This window comes from Bdellovibrio sp. HCB117, from assembly GCF_047305915.1.
GTDB classification, from domain to species: domain Bacteria; phylum Bdellovibrionota; class Bdellovibrionia; order Bdellovibrionales; family Bdellovibrionaceae; genus Bdellovibrio; species Bdellovibrio bacteriovorus_B.
In genome coordinates, this window is record NZ_CP178622.1 from 1,366,009 (window position 1) to 1,386,611 (window position 20,603).

The following is a 20,603-nucleotide window of genomic DNA, read 5'->3' on the forward strand; positions in this document are numbered from 1 at the left end:
TTTTTAAAAAAAAGGGGAGTAAGAAGACTCCCCTTTTTTTATGGGAGCCGCGGAGTTTCGATTGAAAAAAGTTTTGATGCCTTTACCAAAAAAAGATTTTGATCCAACTGAAGCCGCGGTTCCCTGGAGAACTCTCTCCCGCGCGGGCGTGCAGATTTACTTTGCGACTTCGGATGGAGGCAAGGCGACTTGTGATGATCGCATGATCAGCGGTGACGGTTTGGGAGTCCTGGCTCCACTTCTTGTCGCCGACAAAAATGCCCAGGCGGCCTACGAGGATATGATTCAGTGCTCGGAATTTCGATCTCCGTTAAAGTGGGAAAATGCACGCGAAGTCGATTTTGATGGCCTTATTTTGGCTGGCGGGCATGCGCCGGGTATGAAAGAGTATTTGGAATCTCCGGTTTTGCAAAGCCAAACGGCGGCTTTTTTCGAAAGAGGAAAACCGGTGGGTGCAATTTGTCATGGTGTCGTTTTGGTGGCGCGAAGCAAATATGGCAACGGTCAGAGCGTGCTTTATGGTAGAAAGACAACCTCACTCTTACAATCGCAAGAATTGTTAGCTTGGAATCTGACGCGCTGGTGGTTAGGAGATTATTATCGAACCTATCCGCAGACAGTAGAGGCCGAAGTGCGCCAATCTTTGCAAGCTCCCCAGGATTTTTTAAGAGGCCCTTTGCCTCTATCCCGCGATAGTGACAGCAGTCTGAGTGCAGGCTTTGCCGTGTGTGATGAGAACTATGTTTCAGCGCGATGGCCCGGGGACGCCCATCTCTTCGCACGTAAGTTTTTAGAAAGACTTCTGACCTAAGGCTGGGTATGGGGTTTTCACTTGAGACTCTGTCCTGCCAATGTTCTTCTTAGAACTGTTTGGAGGCCTGCATGTCTAATGAAAATCAAAAAGTTGTCGCTTTACTGAATGAAATTATCGAGATGGAAATTTCCGGCGTAGTTCGCTATCTGCACTATGCATTGATGATCAAAGGGCCTAACCGTATTCCAATCGTTAAATGGTTCCATGACCAAGCGAATGAAGGTTATCAGCATGCTTCCATGGTCGGCGAAAAGATCACAGCTTTAGGCGGTCACCCTTCTTTGAAGGTGTCACCGGTTCCAGAAACTAAAACTCACAAGGTTTTGGATATTTTGAAAGAAAGCTTAGACTTCGAACAAAGCGCTTTGGCAAAGTATAAAGAAGTGCTTAAACACTGCGCAGACGACGTCGCTTTGGAAGAGATGATCCGCGGAATGATTCGTCTAGAGACCGAGCATATTGAAGAAGTGGTGAAGATGCTCGATGTGAACACTTAATCTTCCTATTTAAGTGAAAAGAAAAAAAGGCGGATAGTTCATCCGCCTTTTTTTTATTTACACTTTAACGCCACGATAAATTCGTCCGCGTAAGAATATAAAATATCTTCCTCGCCAATGTATTCGGGGCGACCCATCATCATTCCCACCAAAAGTTCACGTGGTAAATAACGAAGTTTTACGAACTCCGTCAGATCTTTGTCTTCAATAAGAATCGTGGTTCGTTGTTTGCCAAAAATTTTAAGCTTTCCCTCTTTGGGGTTGCTAAGGTCTGAGTAGCGTTGCAGCTTTTTATCTTCTAATGTCGCTTGGATGTCCTGGCCCACTTGATCGAACTTGAAGATATGGGTGTTGGTAATAGCTTCGCAGCTTTTCACTGGAAGAGTGTTCGCTACGGCCGATAGGGATGTGATTACAATCGCACAGATGGCGAAGATGTGTTTCATAGAAACCTCCGATGCGAAAGTTCTAGCAGAAAAAGTGAAGCGTCTTTAAATTAACAAGCTGTCATGATGAGCTAGTAACAGACGAAATCGGACGAGGCATGACCTCAAATAAAAAAGGCGCTGGGGGACAGCGCCTTTGAGTATCATTTTTTACTGCGATTAAAGAGTCGTAAATACCGCGCCAAAATCAGTGAAAACGGCGATAGTGCCATCTTCATAAGTCACCGTGGCGCTGCTGCTGTAAGGACGGTTTTTCTGACCACGAACCACGACACTGATGCGACCTTCTTCGTTTTCCAAAGTCAGTTGTTCGGCTGTATAAAGCGGATTGATGCCACCATTGATTTTTGCGCGATGAACGATTTCATAAACTTCAGTTCCGTGTGCGGAAGAAAGAGAAGCGTAAGCCGTTGTGAAACCCACGCGGCGACCGAAGCAGAAAGTTTGAATTTCGTTGTAACCGCAAACAGAAGGAACGAATGTTCCCACAGGTTTTAATTCTGCCATTGCAGTGGACCCGAACAAAGCGACAAAAAGAACCAATGCTTTCATGATAACATCTCCTAAGAATGATTTATTATTTTAATGTTGATGTGTCTGTGCCAAAACCATGCCTGCTCATAAATAGCTTATGAGTCTTGAGCCTCATCCACAGGAAAAATCTATCTTAGGCAGTTCCAAAACGGATTCAATGTCTTCCTATTGTATTGCAAGAGTTTAACGACTACGTGCAACCACGAATGAGGAATAACACAATCAAAACTGGAACCGGAATGCCGATCGCCCAAAGAAGAATCCAACCAATTTTACCAGACTGATTCTTTAGATCCATAATTGCCCCTCTTGTTAAGACAGTAAGTGGCAAGAGTCCTCAAAAGCATGAAGACTTTGCCCGTTCTTTTATAAGGAGCAAAATCAAAGCCACGAAGTATGGCTTTGCAGCAAACTGATGAATTACAAATTTCTTTGCAGGGGAGACTGTAGAACGGGCCAGGTGCTTTTTAAAACGGCAGGACGCCCTTTAAATACCAAGATACCAAAAGTCCCGTAGTGCGTGAGGCGCGACGCCCATTCGACAGGATTATTGTCCTTGCTCCAGCGCACCCACACTACTGTTTGCTGCGGATTGGATTTCAATCTTGTCACGAACACAGTGCTGGTGTCCGCAAGTTGGAATGTCTGTGAGTCGATGCGAACTGTCGTGTCAGTCAGTTCAAAGTTTTGATCTTCCAGTTGCGATTTCATGAACTGCGCAAAGAGATCCTTTTCGCCAACAAAAACCAGGGCGCCTTGTGTAGGTAGATTCAAGGTGTCTGCCATGGAGTGAAAGCTGTCTTTTCCTTCTGTGGAGGCCGCCCAAGACTGCGCGAACTTTTCTGCCGTCGTTTGAGAGGGATCAAAAAAGAAATGGACCTCAGGGCTTCCAAATGCCGAAGACAACGTCGCGGGGCGTTCTTCAACGAAGAGCTTTCTAAAAACATGATAATCAGGATCCACCGCGACCTTGACGGGACGTGAGTGGCTGACAAGTGAAAAGACCTGAGATTTATCAAAAAGACGAGCCATCTGACGAACCACCTGGCCATTTTCTAAGGTCCATACCACCGGGATGTGCAGCTCATAAGGGGGAGCGTTTTGTGTCTGAGCCAACACGTAAGTGGTGCTGTAAGAACCATCCAGCCAACGCATGACTTTCACATCAGGAAGTTCGATCTGCGGAGCTCCTTCGCGGTCTAACCACTGCGTGAAAAAGCTGTTTAAGTTCTGATTCGTGATTTTTTCAAAACTCTTTTGGATCTCGAAAAAAGAAACGCGTTGATACAGATTTTCTGTGTAAAAATCTTGCAACGCTTTTTTGAAAAGGTCTTTGCCGAAGCGGAACTCGAGCATATGGAAAATCATCATGGTCTTGCCATAACCCACGGCTTGCGAGCTGGAGTTGTGACGTCCCCGGAACTGGCGCACTGGGAAATCGTTTTTTGGATTGGCCGCGACGAAATCAGAGTAGGTGATGAGAGTATTTAGGCGATACCCACGGTCATTTCCCGCAAGTTCTTGTTGCCAGTGATCGGCCATGTAGGTTGTTAAGCCTTCACTCCAGTTGCCTTTGTCATAGTCCACATAAACGCTGTTTCCCCACCAGTTGTGCAAAACTTCATGCGGCAGGGAAGAGTTTAAGATGAACGGCAGGCGAATCACGGTAGGACCTAAAAGCGTAAAGCTCGGCATGCCATAGCCGGTTTCCCAAAAATTTTCGACAACGGTGAAGGAAGAATACGGATAAGGAGCGATGCTCGAAGCATAGTGCTCAATAAAGCCCGGAACTAAAGAAATAAAACTTTGCGCTAAGGAGGGATCGTCTTTGCGCAAAAGGACCTGCACCTTTTTTCCGTCTTTCATTTCTTTTTCGTAGAATGAGAAGGGACCGGCGACCAGATAGATTTCTTCTTGGGGATAGATTTCAACAAATCGTGTCGTGCGAGAGGTGGAGTCCACCTCGGTGCTGGTGATTTGACCTTGGATTAAGGATCTCCAAGCCAACGGGGTTTTGACGGTGATATCGAAACTTTTTTGCGTGTCGAGGAAAGACGGATACCAATAAGTGCTCCCGAAGAGAGTCGCTCCTTCCGGGGCAATCAAGCCGTTGGAGTTGTCATTCACGACAGCATCAAAGATCACACCTTGATAATACAAGGACACTTTGTTGTCCTGACTTCCTAGTTGCAATCCGTATTCAGCGTAGGGTTCTTCCTTGGTCGCCGCATGCAATAAAATAAGGCTGTCGTCCGCACTGGTGACAGACACTTGAAGGTCTTTGTGAAGAACGAAGCTGAGCTTGCGAGGAGAATCCTTCGCAAAAGTCAGAGTGTCTTGGGCTTTAAGCATCTTAAGACCAGGAAGAAGTTCCACCTGCATCTTGTGATGCACAGGGGCTGCGTGAGACTGCATAGTCACAAGTAGAATTAAAAGAAGAGCCACCACAATCATGAGTTTGTGAAGAGCTTGCGCCTTAGACATTTTTTACCTCTGAAACGGCGGTCTTTTTACGCCTGTCTCAGAGGGAGGTCAAAGGGATTTCAGAAGGGCTTATTCCCCTTTGTCAGGAGCAAACAAGTTTTGAATTTTATTCCATTTTTCGCAAGGAGGAGCCTCGATTGTGACTCTTTCGCCACTCCACGGGTGGATGAACTCCAGGCGCAATGCTTTAAGACAAAGGCCCTCAATTCCCACATCATTGCGGAAAAAGCGGTTGTGGTGCGAATCGCCATGAACGGCGTCCCCTAAAAGAGGGTGTGAAATGCGATTAAAGTGACGGCGGATCTGGTGGTAGCGACCGGTATGGGGAGTGACTTCCACCCATGAATAGCGTGCTGTTGGAAATTTTTTCCCGACAGCGACGGGGAATTCTTTTGTACCTAAGCGTTTAAACGAAGTTTTAGCGTCGACCAGTTCGCCCGTGGAATCGAGCTCTAAGGGGAGCTCAATCACGCCTTCTTCTTTGACGTAACCACGGACCACAGCTTGATATGTTTTCTGAGTGGCGCGGTCGGTGAAGAGTTTGCAGATCTCGCGCGCCGATTCGGATGAAAGAGCGAAAAGAAGCACACCGCTCGTTGCGGCATCCAGACGATGAACAGGATATACATGTTGTTTCATCATGCGACGGGCATGATAAAGACAGATTTTATCTCTTGAAACACGATGCTGGACATTTTCATGTGGATGAACGTGAAATCCCGACGGTTTATTGACGGCGATAAAGTAGTCATCCTTGTACAGCAGTTCCACTAAAAAATCCTAAGGTTGTCCCGCCCAAATATAATAAACACTTCCGCCTTTAAGCTGACTGACGACGGTATTGATGTACTTTTGTTCCACCGCCGGACAGCCTTCACTGCGACCCAAGGGCTTATATTGAGGGTCGACATACCAGGCGCCATGCACAACAATCGCGCGACTCATCGCTTGATCGTTGGTTTTTTCTAACCCCACTAGGCGCATAGAGCGGCCATGTTTACCACTGTATTCTGCCCCGGTCACGTACATACCGATGGATGACATCTTAGAGCCTTCGATATTGGAAAATTTCTTTGCCATTCCAGTGTGGCTGGGGTCAGAGCCGCGGCCATGCGAAACCAAGTAGCGAGTGACCAGCCCCGTTTTCATATCTATCAAGTACATACGTTTTTGATGTGACGCCTGGGTGAAGTCGATCACGGTCACATAGTTTTTATTGGCGATTTTATTATAATAAACATCGTAATAGGTGAGTGCTTTAGCCAGAGCCACCGTGGGCACTTCTTTTTTCGGATCAACATAATCATACTTGGATAAATCCACCTCGGGCGTCTGTGCAAAGGCAGAAGATATAAAGAAAAAACTGAGAAGAGATAAAATACGTAACGTCATAGTTGCTCCCGATAATTCCAGAAATGATGTGTTGATGATCAATCGGAGTTCGACGTCGGGACTTGACGCTTGGACCTGGCAATTTGGACTAAAGCCGAGTCGCAGTTTTTTCACACATGGCTGGTCAAGAAATTGAGTTCTGCTGAGCGATCCCTCATTCTGAATTAACACCTGCAAGGAGGACTTTTTATGACGAGTAAGAAGGTACTTTTTGTTTTAACCAGCACGGATCGTTTGGGGAATTCGGGGCATCACACCGGGGCATACCTGTCAGAAATCACCCATCCTTATGACGAACTTGTTCGTGCCGGCTATAGCGTGGATATGGTGAGTCCTAAAGGCGGTAAGGTGCCCCTAGATGGCGTAAAGATGGACGACCCCATCAATGCGACCTGGATGAACGACGAAGAGTTTCTAGAAAAAATCGAAAGTTCATTAAAACCATCGCAGATCAATGCCGCCGACTATGCCGCCATTCTGTATGTGGGTGGGCACGGGGCGATGTTTGATTTGCCCGACAATAAAGAGCTGCAAAATATCGCGATCGGTATTTTCGAAAACGACGGGGTTGTGGCCTCTGTCTGTCATGGGGCTGCGGGGTTGGTGAATGTCCGCCTTTCTAGCGGACCTTATCTAGTGCAAGGTCATGAACTTGCAGGTTTCACAAATGATGAAGAAGAAACTGTGGGCATGGAAAAAGTCGTTCCGTTTCTTTTGGAAAGTAAATTGAAAGAACGAGGGGCTTTATTTTCATCAGCTCCTAAGTTTACTTCGCATGTTATAAAAAGTGGCCGGCTTGTCAGCGGGCAAAACCCGGCTTCGGCGGCCGAGGTGGGACAGGCCTTGGTTGAAGTCTTAGATTTTATTTCTGAAGGAAGATCGGTACCTGAAAAGAATTGGTGTGAATGGGGGCATCCGTAATGTCGACGACAATGGAATCACAAGTAATCGCACACAGTCCGCGCTTTTTAAAAATCATTGAAATTGCAAAAAAAGTTTCTGCCAGCTCTGCCAATGTGCTTATCACTGGCGAAAGTGGGACGGGGAAGGAAATCATCGCACGCATGATTCATGATCTCAGTCCCCGCCGCAAAGAAGCTTTTGTGCCGATCAACTGTTCGGCCATTCCAGAACAACTCTTAGAGAGTGAACTTTTCGGTTATGCCAAAGGCGCTTTCACCGGGGCCTCCAATCAAAAAGCCGGACTTTTTGAAGAGGCTAACGGGGGGACTCTTTTCTTGGATGAAATCGGCGATCTGGATTTGCACTTGCAAGCCAAGCTCTTACGAGTGCTCCAGGAAAAAAAAGTCAAAAGAGTCGGCGAGAATCATTATCGCTCACTGAATATTCGCATTCTTGCGGCCACTCACAATGACTTGAGTGAGGATGTGCAGCAGAAAAAATTTCGTGAAGATTTGTATTTTCGCTTAAATGTCGTACCGATTGAAGTGCCACCGTTGCGGGAACGCATGGAAGACATTCTGCCTTTGGCTCAATACTTTCTGAAGAAATTTTCGCTACGTCATCATTCCGTGGAAAAACATTTCGCATCGGATGTGGGAAGTTATTTGCTGTCACATTCCTGGTGGGGAAATGTGCGTGAACTTGAAAACACAATCGAGCGCGCTGTTGTTTTAAGTTCTGGAAATGAAATCACCGTGAATGATTTGGATGGAAACCAAAAACGGTCCATCAGCATGGAGTCGGTTTTTGAGCGCCTTTGTCACAAAGAGGGGCGTTTGCTTTCGTTGGAAGAAATGGCTCGGCAGTATATCGAGTACGCCCTTCAAGTGAATAAGGGCGCACGAGAGAAAACTGCAAAAGACTTAGGGATTGACCGAAAAACGTTGTACCGCAAAACTCACCATCCGCATCAGCAACGTGCTTAGTGCACGTGCGAGCGGGGAGGTTCGCGGTTCGGTGCTGTGGTGCCACCAGCCACATTTTCACCGGCGTATGCCGATGTTTCGGGGCCTCGAGCTGCCCGACGGATTTCGCGCTCTTTTACATAATCCATCACCAAAGCGGATAGAGCATGTTCTAAAGAAGTTGGACGTTTGCGATCCATTTCTTCTTCTTCCTGCTCGTGTTTATGCTTTCGTTTGATTTGTTGTTTGGCTTTTGTGGCTCCCGGCCATGCGCGCAGGAATACGACGGCAAAGGCTGCCGAGGCGAGCAAAATCAAACCGACGCCCGTGCTGAGGGTTGCGGACCAAACAATAGAACCTGTGCGATCCCACTGCATCGACAGATCCAAAAGAGAAATAAAAAGCCCACCGGTAAAAAAGATGACGGAGGCAACACCAACAAGAATAAGTGTCACCATGCGGCGACTGCGGAATGAAACCTCATCAAAAATTTCAATGGCGGCATCCTTAAAGCCGCGGGGTCTCATGTTTAAGCGACCGAAAACGAACGACAAGACTAAAGCTAACCACTTCATTGGGACTCCCTGCGATGTTGAGGAGGTCTCGAAACCGGGACCTCCTAATTAATTATTATTTTGAATTATCTACGACGGATTAGCAGACCGGCCACCAGACCCACTGCAGCTGCGCCAAGGACTGTGTAAAAGGGATGAGCCTTAACAAATTCCTCCGAAGCGTCCATAGCTTCACGGGCTCTGTCTTGGGCCATGTTGTAAGTGTCAGTCCAGCCACTTTTATCAAGTTCTTGCTTCACACCTTGTTTCACATTTTCTTTGATGTTGCCAAGGTTGCTTCTGAAATCGTTTGGGGTCGTTTCCATGAATCCACTCCTTTTTGTGTTGTTGGTAACCACTAATCAATGCAAAGCAGGAAGGATGCCAACTCGAAATCCGGTAGAGGCGATTTTGAGTTGCAGACGGAGGTGATAATCCCTTTTTCCTCTGGGATTCTTGCCCCATTTGACTTTTGTCGTTCGCCGGTTGACGATGTCGTGATGAAAAAAGCCCTAGTCCTTTTCGCGCATCCCTTTTCGAAACAGTCCCGAGTTAATCGCGCCATCATGGATCAGCTTCGCGAACTAAAACATGTTCGTGTCCATGATCTTTATGAAGAGTATCCGTACTTCCATATTCAGGTTCAAAAAGAGCAGGAACTTTTGTTAGAGCATGATCTTGTAGTTTGGCAGCATCCTTTCTATTGGTTTTCGATGCCGCCTTTGATGAAGCTCTGGTGTGATGAGGTTTTACGCCGCGGCTTTGCCTATGGACCGGAGGGAAATAAACTTCACGGGAAAGATTTCTTTTTGTCGATTACGACGGGCGGTTGGGGGGACCCCTCTTCTCCTGGCTCTGTGGAAGATTTCTTCCCGCCTTATCGTCAAACGATTGAGCAGTGCGGAATGAAATGGCACAAACCTGTTGTGATGACCGGAACAGGAAGGGCTACAGAAGAACAAATCCTTCTTCATGCCGAAGCCGTTCGCCGAAGAATGATTGATTATTGTGCCACCGGTGTGTGTAAAGATATTTAGGAACAAAGACGATGGAATCTGGTTTGTTTTATATTTTAGTGTTCTTGGTTTCTGCTTTGATCTGCGTGCCGATTTGCAAACGCTTAGGGTTGGGATCGGTTCTGGGGTATCTCCTGGCGGGAATGATTATCGGCCCTTATGGTCTTAAGGTTATCGCCGGTGTCGAAGACATCATGCACATTTCCGAATTTGGTGTGGTGCTTTTGATGTTCCTGATTGGCCTTGAGCTTGAACCCAAAAAACTGTGGGACATGCGGGTGTCTATTTTTGGGTTGGGCGGCTTGCAAGTTCTTTCAGTAAGCGTTGTGATTGGCTTGATCGTGAAGTTCTTTTTCGCGCAAACCACGGCTGTCTCTATTCTCATCGGAATGGCCTTTGCGCTTTCATCGACAGCGATCGGTCTGCAGATTCTGTCTGAAAAGAAGCTTTTAGCTACAACTTCAGGCTCTTCTGCTTTTTCTATTTTATTGTTTCAAGATATCGCCGTCATCCCGATGATTGCGATACTTCCTCTTTTGACTGTGAATGCGGCAGCTTCTGAATCCACCGGAAATCCGTGGGCAAGTGTTTTAGAGGTGGTGATGGTTCTAGCGACCATTATTGTTTTAGGTCGCTTGTTGCTCCGTCATCTCTTGCGTTGGATCGGAGCTTTGCACTTACGAGAGATCTTCACGGCTTTTGCCCTGTTTCTGGTGATCGGGATGTCTTTTCTGATGCAAAGATTGGGAATCTCGATGGCCTTAGGTGCCTTTATGGCCGGGGTCCTTTTAGCGGATAGCGAGTATCGACATGCTTTAGAAACTGATATCGAACCATTCAAAGGTTTATTGATGGGTCTTTTCTTTATCTCTGTGGGTATGAGTGTCAATCTGCTGCAGATACTTGAAAGCCCTTTGCAGTTTATTCTGTTGGTTCTTCTAGTCTTCCTAGTTAAAACAGTCGTGCACGCGGGATTGGCATTTTTATTTAAAACGCCGCGAGCGCAGATCCCTTTCTTCGCCATTATTCTTTCTCAAATTGGGGAGTTTGCATTTGTGTTACTAGGTGCGGCTCAAGGTTTGAAGGTCTTAGATACGAATACCGTAGGAACTTTGACGGCCGTAGTCGCTCTTTCAATGTTGTTCACTCCCTTAACGGTTCTTCTTTACGACAAAGTCTATCTTCGCTATGTCGCCGGTGCTTCGACAATGGAAGAAGATAAGATCGAGGACGAACACAGTCCGGTTATCATTGCGGGCTTTGGTCGGTTTGGCCAGATCATTGGTCGTCTTCTTTATGCCAATCGCGTGAAGGCCACAGTCTTAGATCACGAGCCCAGTCAGATTGAAATGCTTCGTCGTTTTGGATTTAAAGTTTATTATGGAGATGCCACACGCATGGATCTTCTGGAAGCTGCGGGAGCCCAGCATGCAAAAATTCTGGTTGTCGCCATTGATGACATGGATGATGGGCTGAAGCTGATCGATTCAGCGCGCGAGGCCTTTCCGCATTTAAAAATCTTTGCTCGGGCCCGCAATGTCGATCACGTGTACCGCTTGATGGATCGCGACGTCTTTAACTTTGAACGCGAGCTTTACGAATCTTCGTTGCGTATGGGATCTTCCGTGTTAAGAGCTCTGGGATGGCCGGCGTACCAAAGTGTGATCGCCGCGAATATTTTCCGGGACCACAACAATCAAATGTTGGAAGAGCTTCACCGTCGTCGTGACAACCCGGATGAAATGGTCTCTCGTTCTAAGCAGGCTCGCGATGATTTAGAAAAAATGTTCCAGCAGGAAAACCACTATTTAGAGCGCACAGAAGCATGGAGCAACGAGCAATGAAACAGTCAGTCCTCATTTTAAGCCTTCTCTTCAGTGCCAGTTTCGCTTTTGCAAACAATTGTGAGGAAAGAAGAGGAGCTCTTGATTTTGGATCGGGAACGACAAAGGCCTTCGCGGCGGTTGTTGATATTTGTGCGAAGAAAATCGTCTCTGTGCTGTATGAAGATCGTTTGCCTTTAGCTTTAAATGAGGCTCTGGAGAAATCTTCTACAAAAGAAATTCCCGCAGCGACAGTTCAAGCCGCCTATCCAAAAATTAAAAACTTCGTAGCAAAAATGAAAGATCTTCAAGTCACGCGCATTGAAGGCGTGGCCACTTCCGTGTTCCGAGTCGCTAAAAACGGGAAGGCGACAGCAGAAAAGATTTCGGAAGAAATCGGTATTCCGGTGCAAGTTATTTCTCAAGAGCGCGAGGCAGAACTCGGGTATTGGTCGGCCCTGGCGCAAAAGAAGATAGAACCGACAGAGCTTATGGTTGTGTGGGACATCGGTGGTGGATCTATGCAGATGTATTCTCGCGATCACGGCAAGGTTCACATCTATCAAGGTGACCTGGCTTCGGTGACCTTTAAGAATAAAATTTTGCAAGTTCTGCAGTTTAAAAATCCTGCAGAGGTGTCTTCGCCGAATCCCCTGGGAATGCAAAAAGAAGCTGCCTTGCAACTAGCCAAGAATCACGCATACTTGAACGTACCGAAGTACTTTAAAGAGATCGCATCGAAGGCTCGTTGGATTGGCGTAGGCGGCGTGTTGTCAGCGTCCGTACAAAGACAGGCTCATTCCGGCGCCCACGATTTTACGTCCGGCCAGCTAGGAGAGGCTTTAAATAAACGCGCTCAACTGAACGACAGCCAGCTTGAGGGCGATTATAAAATTTCGGATGTGTCTAACTTAGCTTTGGTTTTGGGTTACATGCAGGCCTTAAGGATCTCAAAAGTCGAGACGGTGCAAGCATCTTTAGGACAAGGACTTATTTACCAGAGCCTTCATGCGAAATAATCACTGAAGATTGAGAATCGCCGCAGCCGGTGAAGATGTCGGCATGTCCTTATCATTAAGGACAATGACTTCTCCTCCGTGGCGGATGACTTCACAGGCGATGTCATCAAGAATATCATCGTCTTTGGCATCCTGCTGTTTTTCATGGAAAGTGATTTCCGCGCTGCCTCGATGCAACTGCCCCCAGATCTCACTGTTATCGCGAATGAAAAGAGTTCGTACTTTTCCACCTAAAGCGGCGCGTGAGATTTTCACCAAATCATCGATAACCCGTTTTTGACGGGCCATCTCATCAATGTCCATCGTCGAAACATTGCGCTGTTGGGACTGATTCTTTTGGATATGTAAATTCGCTTGGTGAGTGATGGCCTCGATACGAGGAATTCCCTTCGTCGGGTCCACTTTACACAAAACAGGCTCCGCGTGAGCCGACACTTCTTTGTAAGCGTGAAAAATAATATCACTAGTAAATACGAACAGAGGCAAAGTTTTATAACCGGTCTCTTTAGAGATTTTCGATTCAATCCATTTCAAGAATAATTTCCCGCTGGATTTTTTCTTGAGGTGATTGTCCTGAGTCCCGCGACCGCGCGAATGAGATTTTAAATGCGGTATTTGGAAGGTTTCGGTTTCATCCTGATATTTCCAGTGCATGCTATTGCTGTGCTGGCCATGATGATAAAGAAAGGTGTGGATCTCGCTGCCCCGGCTGCCATCGCAACTGAAAAGCACCGCTTCAGACGGAGTTAATACCAAGGCGTGGTAGGTGTTGTGTCCTTGCAAATCTTCGATCAGGGGTTTTAAATGGAAGGATTCCGCCACGACGACTTTCGAAGGCAACTCGTGACCTGCGACGTAGTACCCGGTCCAATGCTTATTAACAAAGATCGCCAGACCTTCTTTTTCAGATTCCAAAAATTCAGCCGGATTAAAGTTATAAAGGGCGTCGAGCAATTCTTGATGTCTTTCTTTTCTTTGGTCGTAAGAAAGCAGATGCACGGCACGACGGACCAGTGCCTCGTATTCCATTTGCAAAGTTTTTGACGGCATCGCCGGAATGTAAATGGAGATACAGGGACCATCCTGGACGGATGTAAGACGCAAAAGATCATCGTGTGTCATCTTTTCAATCATGTGTCCATTATCCTCTCAACCGACAAGGAACACAAAAAGTCATTTGACAGTCCAGTGTGAGGAGTCATGTGGGGAAAAATTCCCAAGTTCACTACAATGAAAGAAGGCCCTCAAACTTACAGCAGAGAGGATGAACATGAAAACTTGGATTTGTGTCGTCAACCGTTCTGAAGCTAAGATTTTTGAACATGGAAACAACCGCTCCGCAGATGTGCAATTCGTCACAAAGCTATCGAATCCTCGAGGCCGATTAAAAGCGCAGGATATCAACGCCGATAAACCTGGAAGCTTTGTTTCTGGCTTTACCACTCACGGAATGGGGCGTGAGAAGATTGATTCTCCGACGGAACACGTCGCCCAAGAGTTTGCCAAACAGGTTTCGCAATTCTTGTACGATTCTTGTCAGCAGCACTTGTTTGAAGAGCTCGTTCTTATCGCCGAGCCTCAGTGCCTCGGTCGCTTGCGCGGACTATTGAGTAAAGAAGTACGTCAATGCATTGTTCAAGAGATTCCCAAAGATCTTGTGACCGCTGCGACCACGACGGACTTGAAAGAACGTCTGTGGCCGATGTCTGATTTACGCTCTGCAACTATCTAATTAGCTGACTAAGCGGCCGATGATCTCGTCGTCGACCGCTTATCCGCTCCGCGTGCCGCAGTGAGGCCATAAAAAATCTTTGTTTTGAAAAATTCCAGCTCTAAGTAAGAATGGGGCCATGTCAAAACATGCACTTCTATCGTTGATAATTCCTTTTTTAACAATAAGCCCTGCATTTTCAGCCACACTTCAAGAAGCTTATCAGTCAGCTTTACAGAAGAACGAAACTGTTGGCTTGCAAAACGCAAAAGTCACGCAAGCGAAAGAACGTGTTTCGCAATTGCGCGGCGGTTTGTACCCACAAATCTCGGCCAAAGCGACTTACTTCATGCAACCGGAAGCCAAAGATCCTTTAGCCCAAGAGATCTTTCCGGATCGACAAACAACGGTGGCGCTTTCTGCGAATCAAGTTTTGTTTCGCGGCCTGCGCGAGTTTGCTGGGATTCGCCAGCAAAAAGATCTTTTAGAGTCCCAGGAAGAGGCCCGTAATCAGGCCCTTTTGCAGCTTTATCAAGATGTCGCAAATTCTTATCTGAACATTCTAACGCTTGAGCAGGATTTAAAAAACCTGGAAGTGCAAATCAAGCTCTATGACGAACGTGTGTCTGAGTTGAGCGGACGTGTACGTCGTGGTGAATCCAACTCTTCAGAGGTTTTGACGGCACAATCCAGCCAGGCTGGCTTGAAAGCGGAATCGCAAATCGTCAGCGGAAACCTAAAAATGGCCCGCGAACTGTTTGCGTTTATCACCGGCCTTCCAGCGAACGAGACTTTAACGGACCCGGCGCTGACGAAGAATAAGAGCATCAATTCTTTGGATTATTATTTGAAGCGGATTGAAGAACGCTATGACGTGAAGTCGGCGCGCGAATTGTATACTGCCGCCGAGGAAGAAGTGAAAATCGCTAAAGGTGGACACTGGCCTTCTTTGGATGTTGCCGGGAATTATTACCTGAAGCGTCCTGAAGGATTCAGTGAAGACTTAAAGTGGGACGTGCAGTTTACGTTGACCTTGCCGATTTTTGAAGGGGGCACGACTCAAGCCAAAGTGCGCGAGGCCGCCTCCCGAAGAATTGAAGCGGATTTAACTTTAACCCGTTTGCGTCGCCAAGCGGATCAGGAGATTCGCGCCTACTATGAAAATTATCAATCGCGTTTAAATCAGGTGGCGGCTTTAGAAAAAGCCACCAGCCTGTCCGAGAAGAACTACCAAGTTCTTCAGCGTGATTATCGTCGCGGCCTGTCTCGCAACGTCGATGTGCAAATCGCGTTGACGGATTTCCGCGTGGCTTCGCGCGCTTTAGACCAAGCGCGCTTTGCGGCTCAATCTGAACTTGTACGTTTGCAAATTGCCGCGGCTGAAATGATAGCGCCGGCAGTGAAGGAAGACTAGACAATGACTTTATCCGATTTATCAATCCGTAAGCCCGTATTTGCTTGGATGTTGATGTTTGGCTTGATCGTATTCGGGGCGATCAGCTTTATGCGCATGGGGGTCAGTGAACTTCCCGACGTGGACTTCCCAGTGATCTCTCTTTCGGTCAGATACGAAGGGGCCGCACCGGAGGTGATGGAAGCCGATGTGATCGATCCGATTGAAGATGCCTTGATCAGTATTCAAGGAGTGAAAAATATCACGTCGATTGCTCGAAACAGTACGGCCGACGTCACTATTGAGTTTGATCTTGAGGTCAATATTGATGTGGCCTTCCAGGACGTACAGGCGAAGATGGCGCAAATCCAAGGCGCCCTTCCTCAGGATATGGATCCTCCGACCGTGATGAAAATCAATCCGGAAGATTTCCCAATCATGTGGCTGTCGGTGTCAAGTAATCAAATGCCTTTGCAGGATATGATGGTTTACGTGAACGACCAGATTCGCGATCGCTTAACCACAGTTCCTGGAGTCGGAAATCTGTGGATGCCTGGTTATTTAGAGCCGAACTTGCGCGTGTGGGTGCGTAATGAAGATTTGCATAAATATGCCCTTTCTGTTTCCGATGTCGTCACGACCTTACGTAACGAACATGCAGAACCACCGGCGGGTCGAGCAGAGTATAATAAGACGGAATACAGTCTGCGCACCTTGGGGGAAGCGAAAAAGCTAGATCAATTCCATAATATTCTAGTGAATTCTCGCGGCGGGGGACCCAACTACAGTCCGATTCCTTTAGAGCGCGTCGCTGACTTTAAAGAAGGCACCGTCGACGTTGTCCAGTTTGCACGTGCCAATGGAAAGTTTGCCGTCGGTCTTGGCGTAGTTAAACAACGTGGATCAAATGCCGTGTCGGTCGCTCACGCGGTGAAAGATCGTATCGTCGAGATTCAAAAGACTTTGCCTGAGGGCATGCAAATTGTCGTGAACTATGATGGAACGAAGTTCGTTGAAGAGTCCGTTCATGAATTGGTTCTGACTTTGATTTTGGCCGCAATTTTAACTTCTTTAGTGTGTTGGCTATTCTTAGGATCTTGGTCTTCGACGTTCAACGTCTTGTTGGCGATTCCGACTTCCGTTTTAGGAAGTTTTATTATCCTTTATTTTGCGGGCTTTACGCTGAATATCTTTACGTTGATGGGACTTAGTTTGGCGATCGGTATCGTTGTCGATGACGCGATTATGGTCTTAGAAAACATCATCCGTCACTTAGAGATGGGAAAAAAGAAGAAGGATGCGGCGCTTGTCGGAGCTAGGGAAATCACATTTGCGGCGATGGCGGCCTCCGTGTCTTTAGTGGCGATCTTTTTACCAATTGCCTTCATGGAAGGTCTGATCGGTCGCTTCTTATTCCAGTTCGGTGTCACGATGAGTGCGGCGGTGATGATTTCACTTCTGGAAGCTCTGACGTTGACTCCGATGCGTGCGTCGCAGTTTGTTGAGTCGGGTGAAAGAACAACTAAAATTGGCAGAACTTTCGAAGCGGGTTATCAACGCCTGCATGATCTTTACACCCGCTCATTGAAGGTCTCTTTGAATCACCGTTGGAAGGTGATCTTCGCCTCTTTGATCTTCTTTGTTCTAAGTTTTGGCTCTGTGGCTTTCCTCAAAGGGGAGTTCCAGCCCGCCCAAGATCAAAGCTCTTTGATGATTCAAATCAGCAATCCGCCGAAGTCGGCGATCTCTTTTACAGATGAAAAAGTAAAGATCATCGAGGACTTCCTTCATAAAAGAAATGAAGTGAAATCGACATTCGTTGCGGCGGGTGGTTTTACGGGTGGTGAAGCGAATAACGCGATCATTTTCGTGGACCTAAAGCCGAAAGGCGAGCGCGGGAAGGATCCAGAAAAAGGAAAAGAGCTTTCACAGCAGCAGTTCATCGAAGTGGTGCGTGAATACCTTAATAAAACCATTCCAGATGCAAAACCTCAGGTGCAAGATCCATCGACGCAAGGATTCGGTGGGGGCGGTGGTAAGGGCTTCCCCGTTGAATTCAGTATTCAAGGGCCGAACTGGAATGAGTTGGGTAAGTACTCAGAAACCATCGTTGAGGAGCTTAAGAATAAGAAAATCATGACCGACGTAAGTTCGGACTATCAAGCCGGTGCTCCAGAAATCCAAGTCATCCCGAATCGCAAAAAGGCTTCCGACCGTGGCGTGAGTGTTATCGCTATCGGTGAAGTCCTCAATGCGATGATGGGTGGGGTTGTTGTGGGCAGTTACGAAAAAGGGGGCCACCGCTATGATATTCGCGTGAAGATGGCAGAAAACGGACAAGCACCTCACGAACGCATTCGTCAGTTGAAGGTCCGCAACAACCGTGGCGAGCTTGTGCCCATTGCGGATGTTGTTGATATCAAAGAAGCGTCGGTGGCTTCAACGATTTCTCGTAAGAATCGTCAACGTTCGATCATCATTTACGGAAATATGGGACCGGGGCTCAGTCAGCAGCAGGCTTCCGATCAAGCGATGGCTGCGGCTCGAAAAATTCTGCCGCAAGAATATAAAGTCATAATCAGCGGATCGGCCGAGGAGTTCCAGCAAAGCTTTATCAGCTTGATCTTTGCTTTGATCATGGGATTTGTTGTCGCCTACATGGTACTTGCGTCGCAGTTCAATAGCTTTATTGATCCGATCACGGTCTTTATGGCGTTGCCGTTTAGCTTCTCGGGAGCTTTCTTGGCACTCTTGATAGGTGGTCAGTCACTGAATATCTTCAGTATGATTGGTTTGATTTTGCTCATGGGTATCGTGAAAAAGAACTCGATCTTGCTTGTGGACTTTACGAATCAACGTCGCGACACCGAACATGTTTCGGTTCATCAGGCTTTGATCGAAGCCTGTCCGACACGTCTGCGTCCTATCTTGATGACTTCATTTGCGACCATTGCCGGTGCGGTGCCAGCAGCACTCAGTCTTGGACCGGGGGCGGAAGCTCGTCAACCGATGGCCATCGCGGTGATCGGGGGCGTTTTTGTTTCGACGTTCCTGACTCTTTATGTGGTGCCTTGTGTGTACAGTCTTTTTGCCCGCTGGGACCGTCGTGAAAGACATCGCGATGAAGTCGAAGCATAAGCCTTAGTAAATGCAAAAAGTCAGAAGGGCTCTTGAGAAATCAAGAGCCTTTTTTATTTTGCCCCAGGTCGAGTGGACATTTCGCCCCGTCAAATCACCGACGCCTCAGTGATATTCGTCAGGATTTTTGGGAGTCTTGCTCCATGCCGGAGGATCACTGGCCGGAAATGACTCCATCGAACTTTCGTTGACCTCGTCATATTCGTCCTCATCGCGAAATGCTTCTCTTCGTTTGCTCAAAGTCGCTTTTTTAGCCATCGTCATCGAGGCTGCGGCCCCCAAACAAACACCCAATGATAGTATGAATAGTCCTTTTAGTGTGCTCATGCTTTGGATCGATGCAAGATTCGGCCCACCGTTAATTAACACGTTACTTTTTTGTCAATTGAGCTTCTTTAACGAAACCTTGAGCATGGGACCACTAACAAAAACCAACAAGGAGAACTCATGAATACAAAACAATGTGTATCGGCTTTATTGCTAGCGACTTCATTCACTTTCGCAACAGCGCATGCGGCGACTTATACCGACGGTGAGATCATGGAAATCATGAAAGTGGCAAATGAAGCGGAAATCGATGCGGGCGATGTGGCTGAAGATAAGGCGAAGAATTCCGAAGTGAAAGACTTTGCTAAGCACATGATGGATGAGCATAAGAAAAATAAAAAAGAAGGAAAGTCCGTTTCTAAAGATTCTAAGATTAAAATGAAATCCAGCGCAAAAAGTAAAGAGATGGAAAAAGACGCAAAGAATAAGCTGAGCGGTCTTAAAAAAATGAAGGATGAAAACTTCGATAAGACTTACATCACTCAACAAATCGAAATGCATCAAACTCTTTTGACAGAGTTGGATTCAAGTTTGATTCCTTCAGCGCAAGATCCAAAGTTAAAAACTTTCTTGGAAGAGACAAAAACGCACGTGCAAGAGCACCTGACGAAAGCTCAAGAGATTCAGCAAAAAATGGCTCCGACAAATCAGACTATGTAATGGGAATAAAAGAAGGTCCGTCCTTGAAAAGGGACGGATTCTTTGTTCTAGCTTTTGAAGAAGCTATAGTATGCGGCGACCGCCAGAATAATTCCGATAATAAATAGCCAAACAGAGTGAGCCAGAAAAAACTTAAAGGGTGTAGGAACATCTTTTCGGTTTTTATCTTTTTCTTCAGGCATGCGTCCTCCGATGCCGTCAGTATCTCGCGAGGAAGAGGCCTTGTAAATTTGTAGGTTCGCAAATGAAAAAGGCTCTTTGCAGAGCCTTTGTTACAATCCAGATTTTAATAAGGAATCGGGGTGAAGGATTCCGTTTTTTCGTTGAACTCTAAGAGCTCACCTTTTTCGATATCGAAGTAAATCCCTAACAGTGTCAAACCACGTGTTTCAATAGCCTCCGCCACGAAGGGGAAGGATTTGAGATTCTCTAGCGATGTGCGAATACTTTCGTGCTCGCACAGTCTCCACAAAGGAACGGAGTCATCGGAAGAGGCCAAGGCAATAGCACGCTTTTTCGCCGGCTCCGCAATCTTCACCCATTGGTGAAGGAAGCCACCCGCTATGATGTTTTCCGGATTTAAAAGGGCGCGAATGCCGCCGCACTGACTATGCCCAAGAATGATCACCGTTTCTACGCGCAAATTGACGACTGCAAACTCAATCGCCGCACTCACACCGTGACGACCTCCATCGGGATCACAAGGAGGAACAAGATTCGCGACGTTACGAACCACAAAAAGCTCGCCTGGTCCCGCTGATGAAAGAATCGCAGGATCCACGCGTGAGTCCGAACATCCGATGATCAACGTCTTAGGATTTTGGACATTTTGCAGTTTGCTGTAAACAGAGTCTTCCCCTGCATAGAATTTTTCTTTGAATTGTCGAAAACCAGTAAGAAGGCGGGCAATTTCTTTTTTCAACATGT

Annotated in this window: 22 protein-coding genes; 11 read left to right on the forward strand and 11 right to left on the reverse strand. The window is 46.9% G+C overall.

All coding sequences use genetic code 11. From position 1 onward, the window contains the following. Positions 1 to 76: 76 nt before the first annotated feature. Both ACLWBD_RS06520 and ACLWBD_RS06525 read left to right on the forward strand, forming a co-directional pair. On the forward strand, positions 77 to 811 hold the full coding sequence (locus ACLWBD_RS06520) for a type 1 glutamine amidotransferase domain-containing protein (protein WP_413570724.1): 735 nt from the start codon (positions 77 to 79) through the stop codon (positions 809 to 811). A gap of 71 nt (positions 812 to 882) precedes the next feature. Further along, positions 883 to 1,311 (forward strand): ferritin-like domain-containing protein, encoded by a 429-nt coding sequence (locus ACLWBD_RS06525; RefSeq protein ID WP_063208391.1) that lies wholly within the window; start codon positions 883 to 885, stop codon positions 1,309 to 1,311. A 53-nt stretch (positions 1,312 to 1,364) separates the two neighbouring features. Here the strand turns inward: ACLWBD_RS06525 and ACLWBD_RS06530 are convergent, their stop codons facing one another. The 5 genes from ACLWBD_RS06530 to ACLWBD_RS06550 form a co-directional block, all read right to left on the reverse strand. Then, entirely contained in the window at positions 1,365 to 1,757 is a 393-nt protein-coding gene (locus ACLWBD_RS06530) for a hypothetical protein (protein WP_063208389.1), read from the reverse strand. A 159-nt stretch (positions 1,758 to 1,916) separates the two neighbouring features. Continuing rightward, positions 1,917 to 2,309 (reverse strand): hypothetical protein, encoded by a 393-nt coding sequence (locus ACLWBD_RS06535; RefSeq protein ID WP_063208387.1) that lies wholly within the window; start codon positions 2,307 to 2,309, stop codon positions 1,917 to 1,919. A 402-nt stretch (positions 2,310 to 2,711) separates the two neighbouring features. Beyond that, on the reverse strand, positions 2,712 to 4,775 hold the full coding sequence (locus ACLWBD_RS06540; RefSeq protein WP_413570140.1) for a M1 family metallopeptidase: 2,064 nt from the start codon (positions 4,773 to 4,775) through the stop codon (positions 2,712 to 2,714). Between the two features lie 69 nt (positions 4,776 to 4,844). Beyond that, positions 4,845 to 5,546 (reverse strand): pseudouridine synthase, encoded by a 702-nt coding sequence (locus ACLWBD_RS06545; RefSeq protein ID WP_063208383.1) that lies wholly within the window; start codon positions 5,544 to 5,546, stop codon positions 4,845 to 4,847. A gap of 9 nt (positions 5,547 to 5,555) precedes the next feature. Continuing rightward, positions 5,556 to 6,167: a murein L,D-transpeptidase catalytic domain family protein gene (locus ACLWBD_RS06550; RefSeq protein WP_063208381.1), complete on the reverse strand. Its 612-nt coding sequence runs from the start codon at positions 6,165 to 6,167 to the stop codon at positions 5,556 to 5,558. A 189-nt stretch (positions 6,168 to 6,356) separates the two neighbouring features. Between ACLWBD_RS06550 and ACLWBD_RS06555 the strand changes: the two genes are divergently transcribed. Both ACLWBD_RS06555 and ACLWBD_RS06560 read left to right on the forward strand, forming a co-directional pair. Further along, the gene (locus tag ACLWBD_RS06555; RefSeq protein WP_413570142.1) at positions 6,357 to 7,088 is read left to right on the forward strand and encodes a type 1 glutamine amidotransferase domain-containing protein; all 732 of its coding nucleotides are present in this window, start codon (positions 6,357 to 6,359) and stop codon (positions 7,086 to 7,088) included. Continuing rightward, entirely contained in the window at positions 7,088 to 8,056 is a 969-nt protein-coding gene (locus ACLWBD_RS06560) for a sigma-54 interaction domain-containing protein (RefSeq protein WP_413570144.1), read from the forward strand. The genes ACLWBD_RS06555 and ACLWBD_RS06560 overlap by 1 nt, the downstream gene beginning before the upstream one ends. On the opposite strand, the gene ACLWBD_RS06565 is transcribed toward ACLWBD_RS06560, so the two are convergent. Both ACLWBD_RS06565 and ACLWBD_RS06570 read right to left on the reverse strand, forming a co-directional pair. Continuing rightward, complete coding sequence (locus tag ACLWBD_RS06565) at positions 8,053 to 8,610, reverse strand: hypothetical protein (RefSeq protein WP_413570145.1); 558 nt, start codon at positions 8,608 to 8,610, stop codon at positions 8,053 to 8,055. The two genes, ACLWBD_RS06560 and ACLWBD_RS06565, sit on opposite strands and share 4 nt — an antisense overlap. A 65-nt stretch (positions 8,611 to 8,675) precedes the next feature. Next, the gene (locus tag ACLWBD_RS06570) at positions 8,676 to 8,915 is read right to left on the reverse strand and encodes a DUF883 family protein (RefSeq protein WP_063208374.1); all 240 of its coding nucleotides are present in this window, start codon (positions 8,913 to 8,915) and stop codon (positions 8,676 to 8,678) included. A 174-nt stretch (positions 8,916 to 9,089) separates the two neighbouring features. Here ACLWBD_RS06570 and ACLWBD_RS06575 point away from each other — a divergent pair, with 174 nt between their 5' ends. From ACLWBD_RS06575 to ACLWBD_RS06585, 3 genes are read left to right on the forward strand one after another with little or no spacing between them, the layout of a single operon-like run. Beyond that, positions 9,090 to 9,626: an NAD(P)H-dependent oxidoreductase gene (locus ACLWBD_RS06575; RefSeq protein WP_063208473.1), complete on the forward strand. Its 537-nt coding sequence runs from the start codon at positions 9,090 to 9,092 to the stop codon at positions 9,624 to 9,626. Between the two features lie 11 nt (positions 9,627 to 9,637). Continuing rightward, positions 9,638 to 11,449, forward strand: coding sequence for a glutathione-regulated potassium-efflux system protein KefC (kefC, locus tag ACLWBD_RS06580; protein ID WP_413570148.1), 1,812 nt, complete (start codon positions 9,638 to 9,640; stop codon positions 11,447 to 11,449). Beyond that, positions 11,446 to 12,447, forward strand: coding sequence for a Ppx/GppA phosphatase family protein (locus ACLWBD_RS06585; protein ID WP_413570150.1), 1,002 nt, complete (start codon positions 11,446 to 11,448; stop codon positions 12,445 to 12,447). The genes kefC and ACLWBD_RS06585 overlap by 4 nt, the downstream gene beginning before the upstream one ends. Here ACLWBD_RS06585 and ACLWBD_RS06590 read toward each other — a convergent pair whose 3' ends face one another. Further along, positions 12,448 to 13,581 carry a hypothetical protein gene (locus ACLWBD_RS06590; protein ID WP_063208368.1) on the reverse strand — a complete coding sequence of 378 codons (1,134 nt, stop codon included), beginning with the start codon at positions 13,579 to 13,581 and terminating at the stop codon, positions 12,448 to 12,450. It lies immediately after the preceding gene. A gap of 136 nt (positions 13,582 to 13,717) precedes the next feature. Between ACLWBD_RS06590 and ACLWBD_RS06595 the strand changes: the two genes are divergently transcribed. From ACLWBD_RS06595 to ACLWBD_RS06605, 3 genes are all read left to right on the forward strand, one after another. Further along, on the forward strand, positions 13,718 to 14,179 hold the full coding sequence (locus ACLWBD_RS06595) for a host attachment protein (protein ID WP_063208471.1): 462 nt from the start codon (positions 13,718 to 13,720) through the stop codon (positions 14,177 to 14,179). Positions 14,180 to 14,297: 118 nt separating this feature from the next. Beyond that, the gene (locus ACLWBD_RS06600; RefSeq protein ID WP_063208366.1) at positions 14,298 to 15,572 is read left to right on the forward strand and encodes a TolC family protein; all 1,275 of its coding nucleotides are present in this window, start codon (positions 14,298 to 14,300) and stop codon (positions 15,570 to 15,572) included. Positions 15,573 to 15,575: 3 nt separating this feature from the next. Next, the gene (locus tag ACLWBD_RS06605) at positions 15,576 to 18,689 is read left to right on the forward strand and encodes an efflux RND transporter permease subunit (protein WP_413570152.1); all 3,114 of its coding nucleotides are present in this window, start codon (positions 15,576 to 15,578) and stop codon (positions 18,687 to 18,689) included. A 105-nt stretch (positions 18,690 to 18,794) separates the two neighbouring features. Here the strand turns inward: ACLWBD_RS06605 and ACLWBD_RS06610 are convergent, their stop codons facing one another. Next, positions 18,795 to 19,016 (reverse strand): hypothetical protein, encoded by a 222-nt coding sequence (locus ACLWBD_RS06610; protein WP_155722575.1) that lies wholly within the window; start codon positions 19,014 to 19,016, stop codon positions 18,795 to 18,797. A 120-nt stretch (positions 19,017 to 19,136) separates the two neighbouring features. Here ACLWBD_RS06610 and ACLWBD_RS06615 point away from each other — a divergent pair, with 120 nt between their 5' ends. After that, positions 19,137 to 19,676 carry a DUF4142 domain-containing protein gene (locus ACLWBD_RS06615; protein WP_063208362.1) on the forward strand — a complete coding sequence of 180 codons (540 nt, stop codon included), beginning with the start codon at positions 19,137 to 19,139 and terminating at the stop codon, positions 19,674 to 19,676. A gap of 47 nt (positions 19,677 to 19,723) precedes the next feature. Here the strand turns inward: ACLWBD_RS06615 and ACLWBD_RS06620 are convergent, their stop codons facing one another. Both ACLWBD_RS06620 and ACLWBD_RS06625 read right to left on the reverse strand, forming a co-directional pair. Then, positions 19,724 to 19,858 (reverse strand): hypothetical protein, encoded by a 135-nt coding sequence (locus ACLWBD_RS06620; protein WP_413570154.1) that lies wholly within the window; start codon positions 19,856 to 19,858, stop codon positions 19,724 to 19,726. Between the two features lie 104 nt (positions 19,859 to 19,962). Beyond that, positions 19,963 to 20,601 (reverse strand): carbonic anhydrase, encoded by a 639-nt coding sequence (locus ACLWBD_RS06625; RefSeq protein ID WP_063208360.1) that lies wholly within the window; start codon positions 20,599 to 20,601, stop codon positions 19,963 to 19,965. Between the last annotated feature and the right edge of the window lie 2 nt (positions 20,602 to 20,603).

Coding starts and splice junctions, on each gene's coding strand:
- ACLWBD_RS06585 (WP_413570150.1), top strand. CDS start 11,446: ATGAAACAGTCAGTCCTCATTTTAAGCCTTCTCTTCAGTGCCAGTTTC.
- ACLWBD_RS06550 (WP_063208381.1), bottom strand. CDS start 6,167: ATGACGTTACGTATTTTATCTCTTCTCAGTTTTTTCTTTATATCTTCT.
- ACLWBD_RS06530 (WP_063208389.1), bottom strand. CDS start 1,757: ATGAAACACATCTTCGCCATCTGTGCGATTGTAATCACATCCCTATCG.
- ACLWBD_RS06595 (WP_063208471.1), top strand. CDS start 13,718: ATGAAAACTTGGATTTGTGTCGTCAACCGTTCTGAAGCTAAGATTTTT.
- ACLWBD_RS06625 (WP_063208360.1), bottom strand. CDS start 20,601: ATGTTGAAAAAAGAAATTGCCCGCCTTCTTACTGGTTTTCGACAATTC.
- ACLWBD_RS06590 (WP_063208368.1), bottom strand. CDS start 13,581: ATGATTGAAAAGATGACACACGATGATCTTTTGCGTCTTACATCCGTC.
- ACLWBD_RS06560 (WP_413570144.1), top strand. CDS start 7,088: ATGTCGACGACAATGGAATCACAAGTAATCGCACACAGTCCGCGCTTT.
- ACLWBD_RS06520 (WP_413570724.1), top strand. CDS start 77: ATGCCTTTACCAAAAAAAGATTTTGATCCAACTGAAGCCGCGGTTCCC.
- ACLWBD_RS06570 (WP_063208374.1), bottom strand. CDS start 8,915: ATGGAAACGACCCCAAACGATTTCAGAAGCAACCTTGGCAACATCAAA.
- ACLWBD_RS06575 (WP_063208473.1), top strand. CDS start 9,090: ATGAAAAAAGCCCTAGTCCTTTTCGCGCATCCCTTTTCGAAACAGTCC.
- ACLWBD_RS06600 (WP_063208366.1), top strand. CDS start 14,298: ATGTCAAAACATGCACTTCTATCGTTGATAATTCCTTTTTTAACAATA.
- ACLWBD_RS06615 (WP_063208362.1), top strand. CDS start 19,137: ATGAATACAAAACAATGTGTATCGGCTTTATTGCTAGCGACTTCATTC.
- ACLWBD_RS06610 (WP_155722575.1), bottom strand. CDS start 19,016: ATGAGCACACTAAAAGGACTATTCATACTATCATTGGGTGTTTGTTTG.
- ACLWBD_RS06555 (WP_413570142.1), top strand. CDS start 6,357: ATGACGAGTAAGAAGGTACTTTTTGTTTTAACCAGCACGGATCGTTTG.
- ACLWBD_RS06540 (WP_413570140.1), bottom strand. CDS start 4,775: ATGTCTAAGGCGCAAGCTCTTCACAAACTCATGATTGTGGTGGCTCTT.
- ACLWBD_RS06525 (WP_063208391.1), top strand. CDS start 883: ATGTCTAATGAAAATCAAAAAGTTGTCGCTTTACTGAATGAAATTATC.
- kefC (WP_413570148.1), top strand. CDS start 9,638: ATGGAATCTGGTTTGTTTTATATTTTAGTGTTCTTGGTTTCTGCTTTG.
- ACLWBD_RS06620 (WP_413570154.1), bottom strand. CDS start 19,858: ATGCCTGAAGAAAAAGATAAAAACCGAAAAGATGTTCCTACACCCTTT.
- ACLWBD_RS06535 (WP_063208387.1), bottom strand. CDS start 2,309: ATGAAAGCATTGGTTCTTTTTGTCGCTTTGTTCGGGTCCACTGCAATG.
- ACLWBD_RS06565 (WP_413570145.1), bottom strand. CDS start 8,610: ATGAAGTGGTTAGCTTTAGTCTTGTCGTTCGTTTTCGGTCGCTTAAAC.
- ACLWBD_RS06605 (WP_413570152.1), top strand. CDS start 15,576: ATGACTTTATCCGATTTATCAATCCGTAAGCCCGTATTTGCTTGGATG.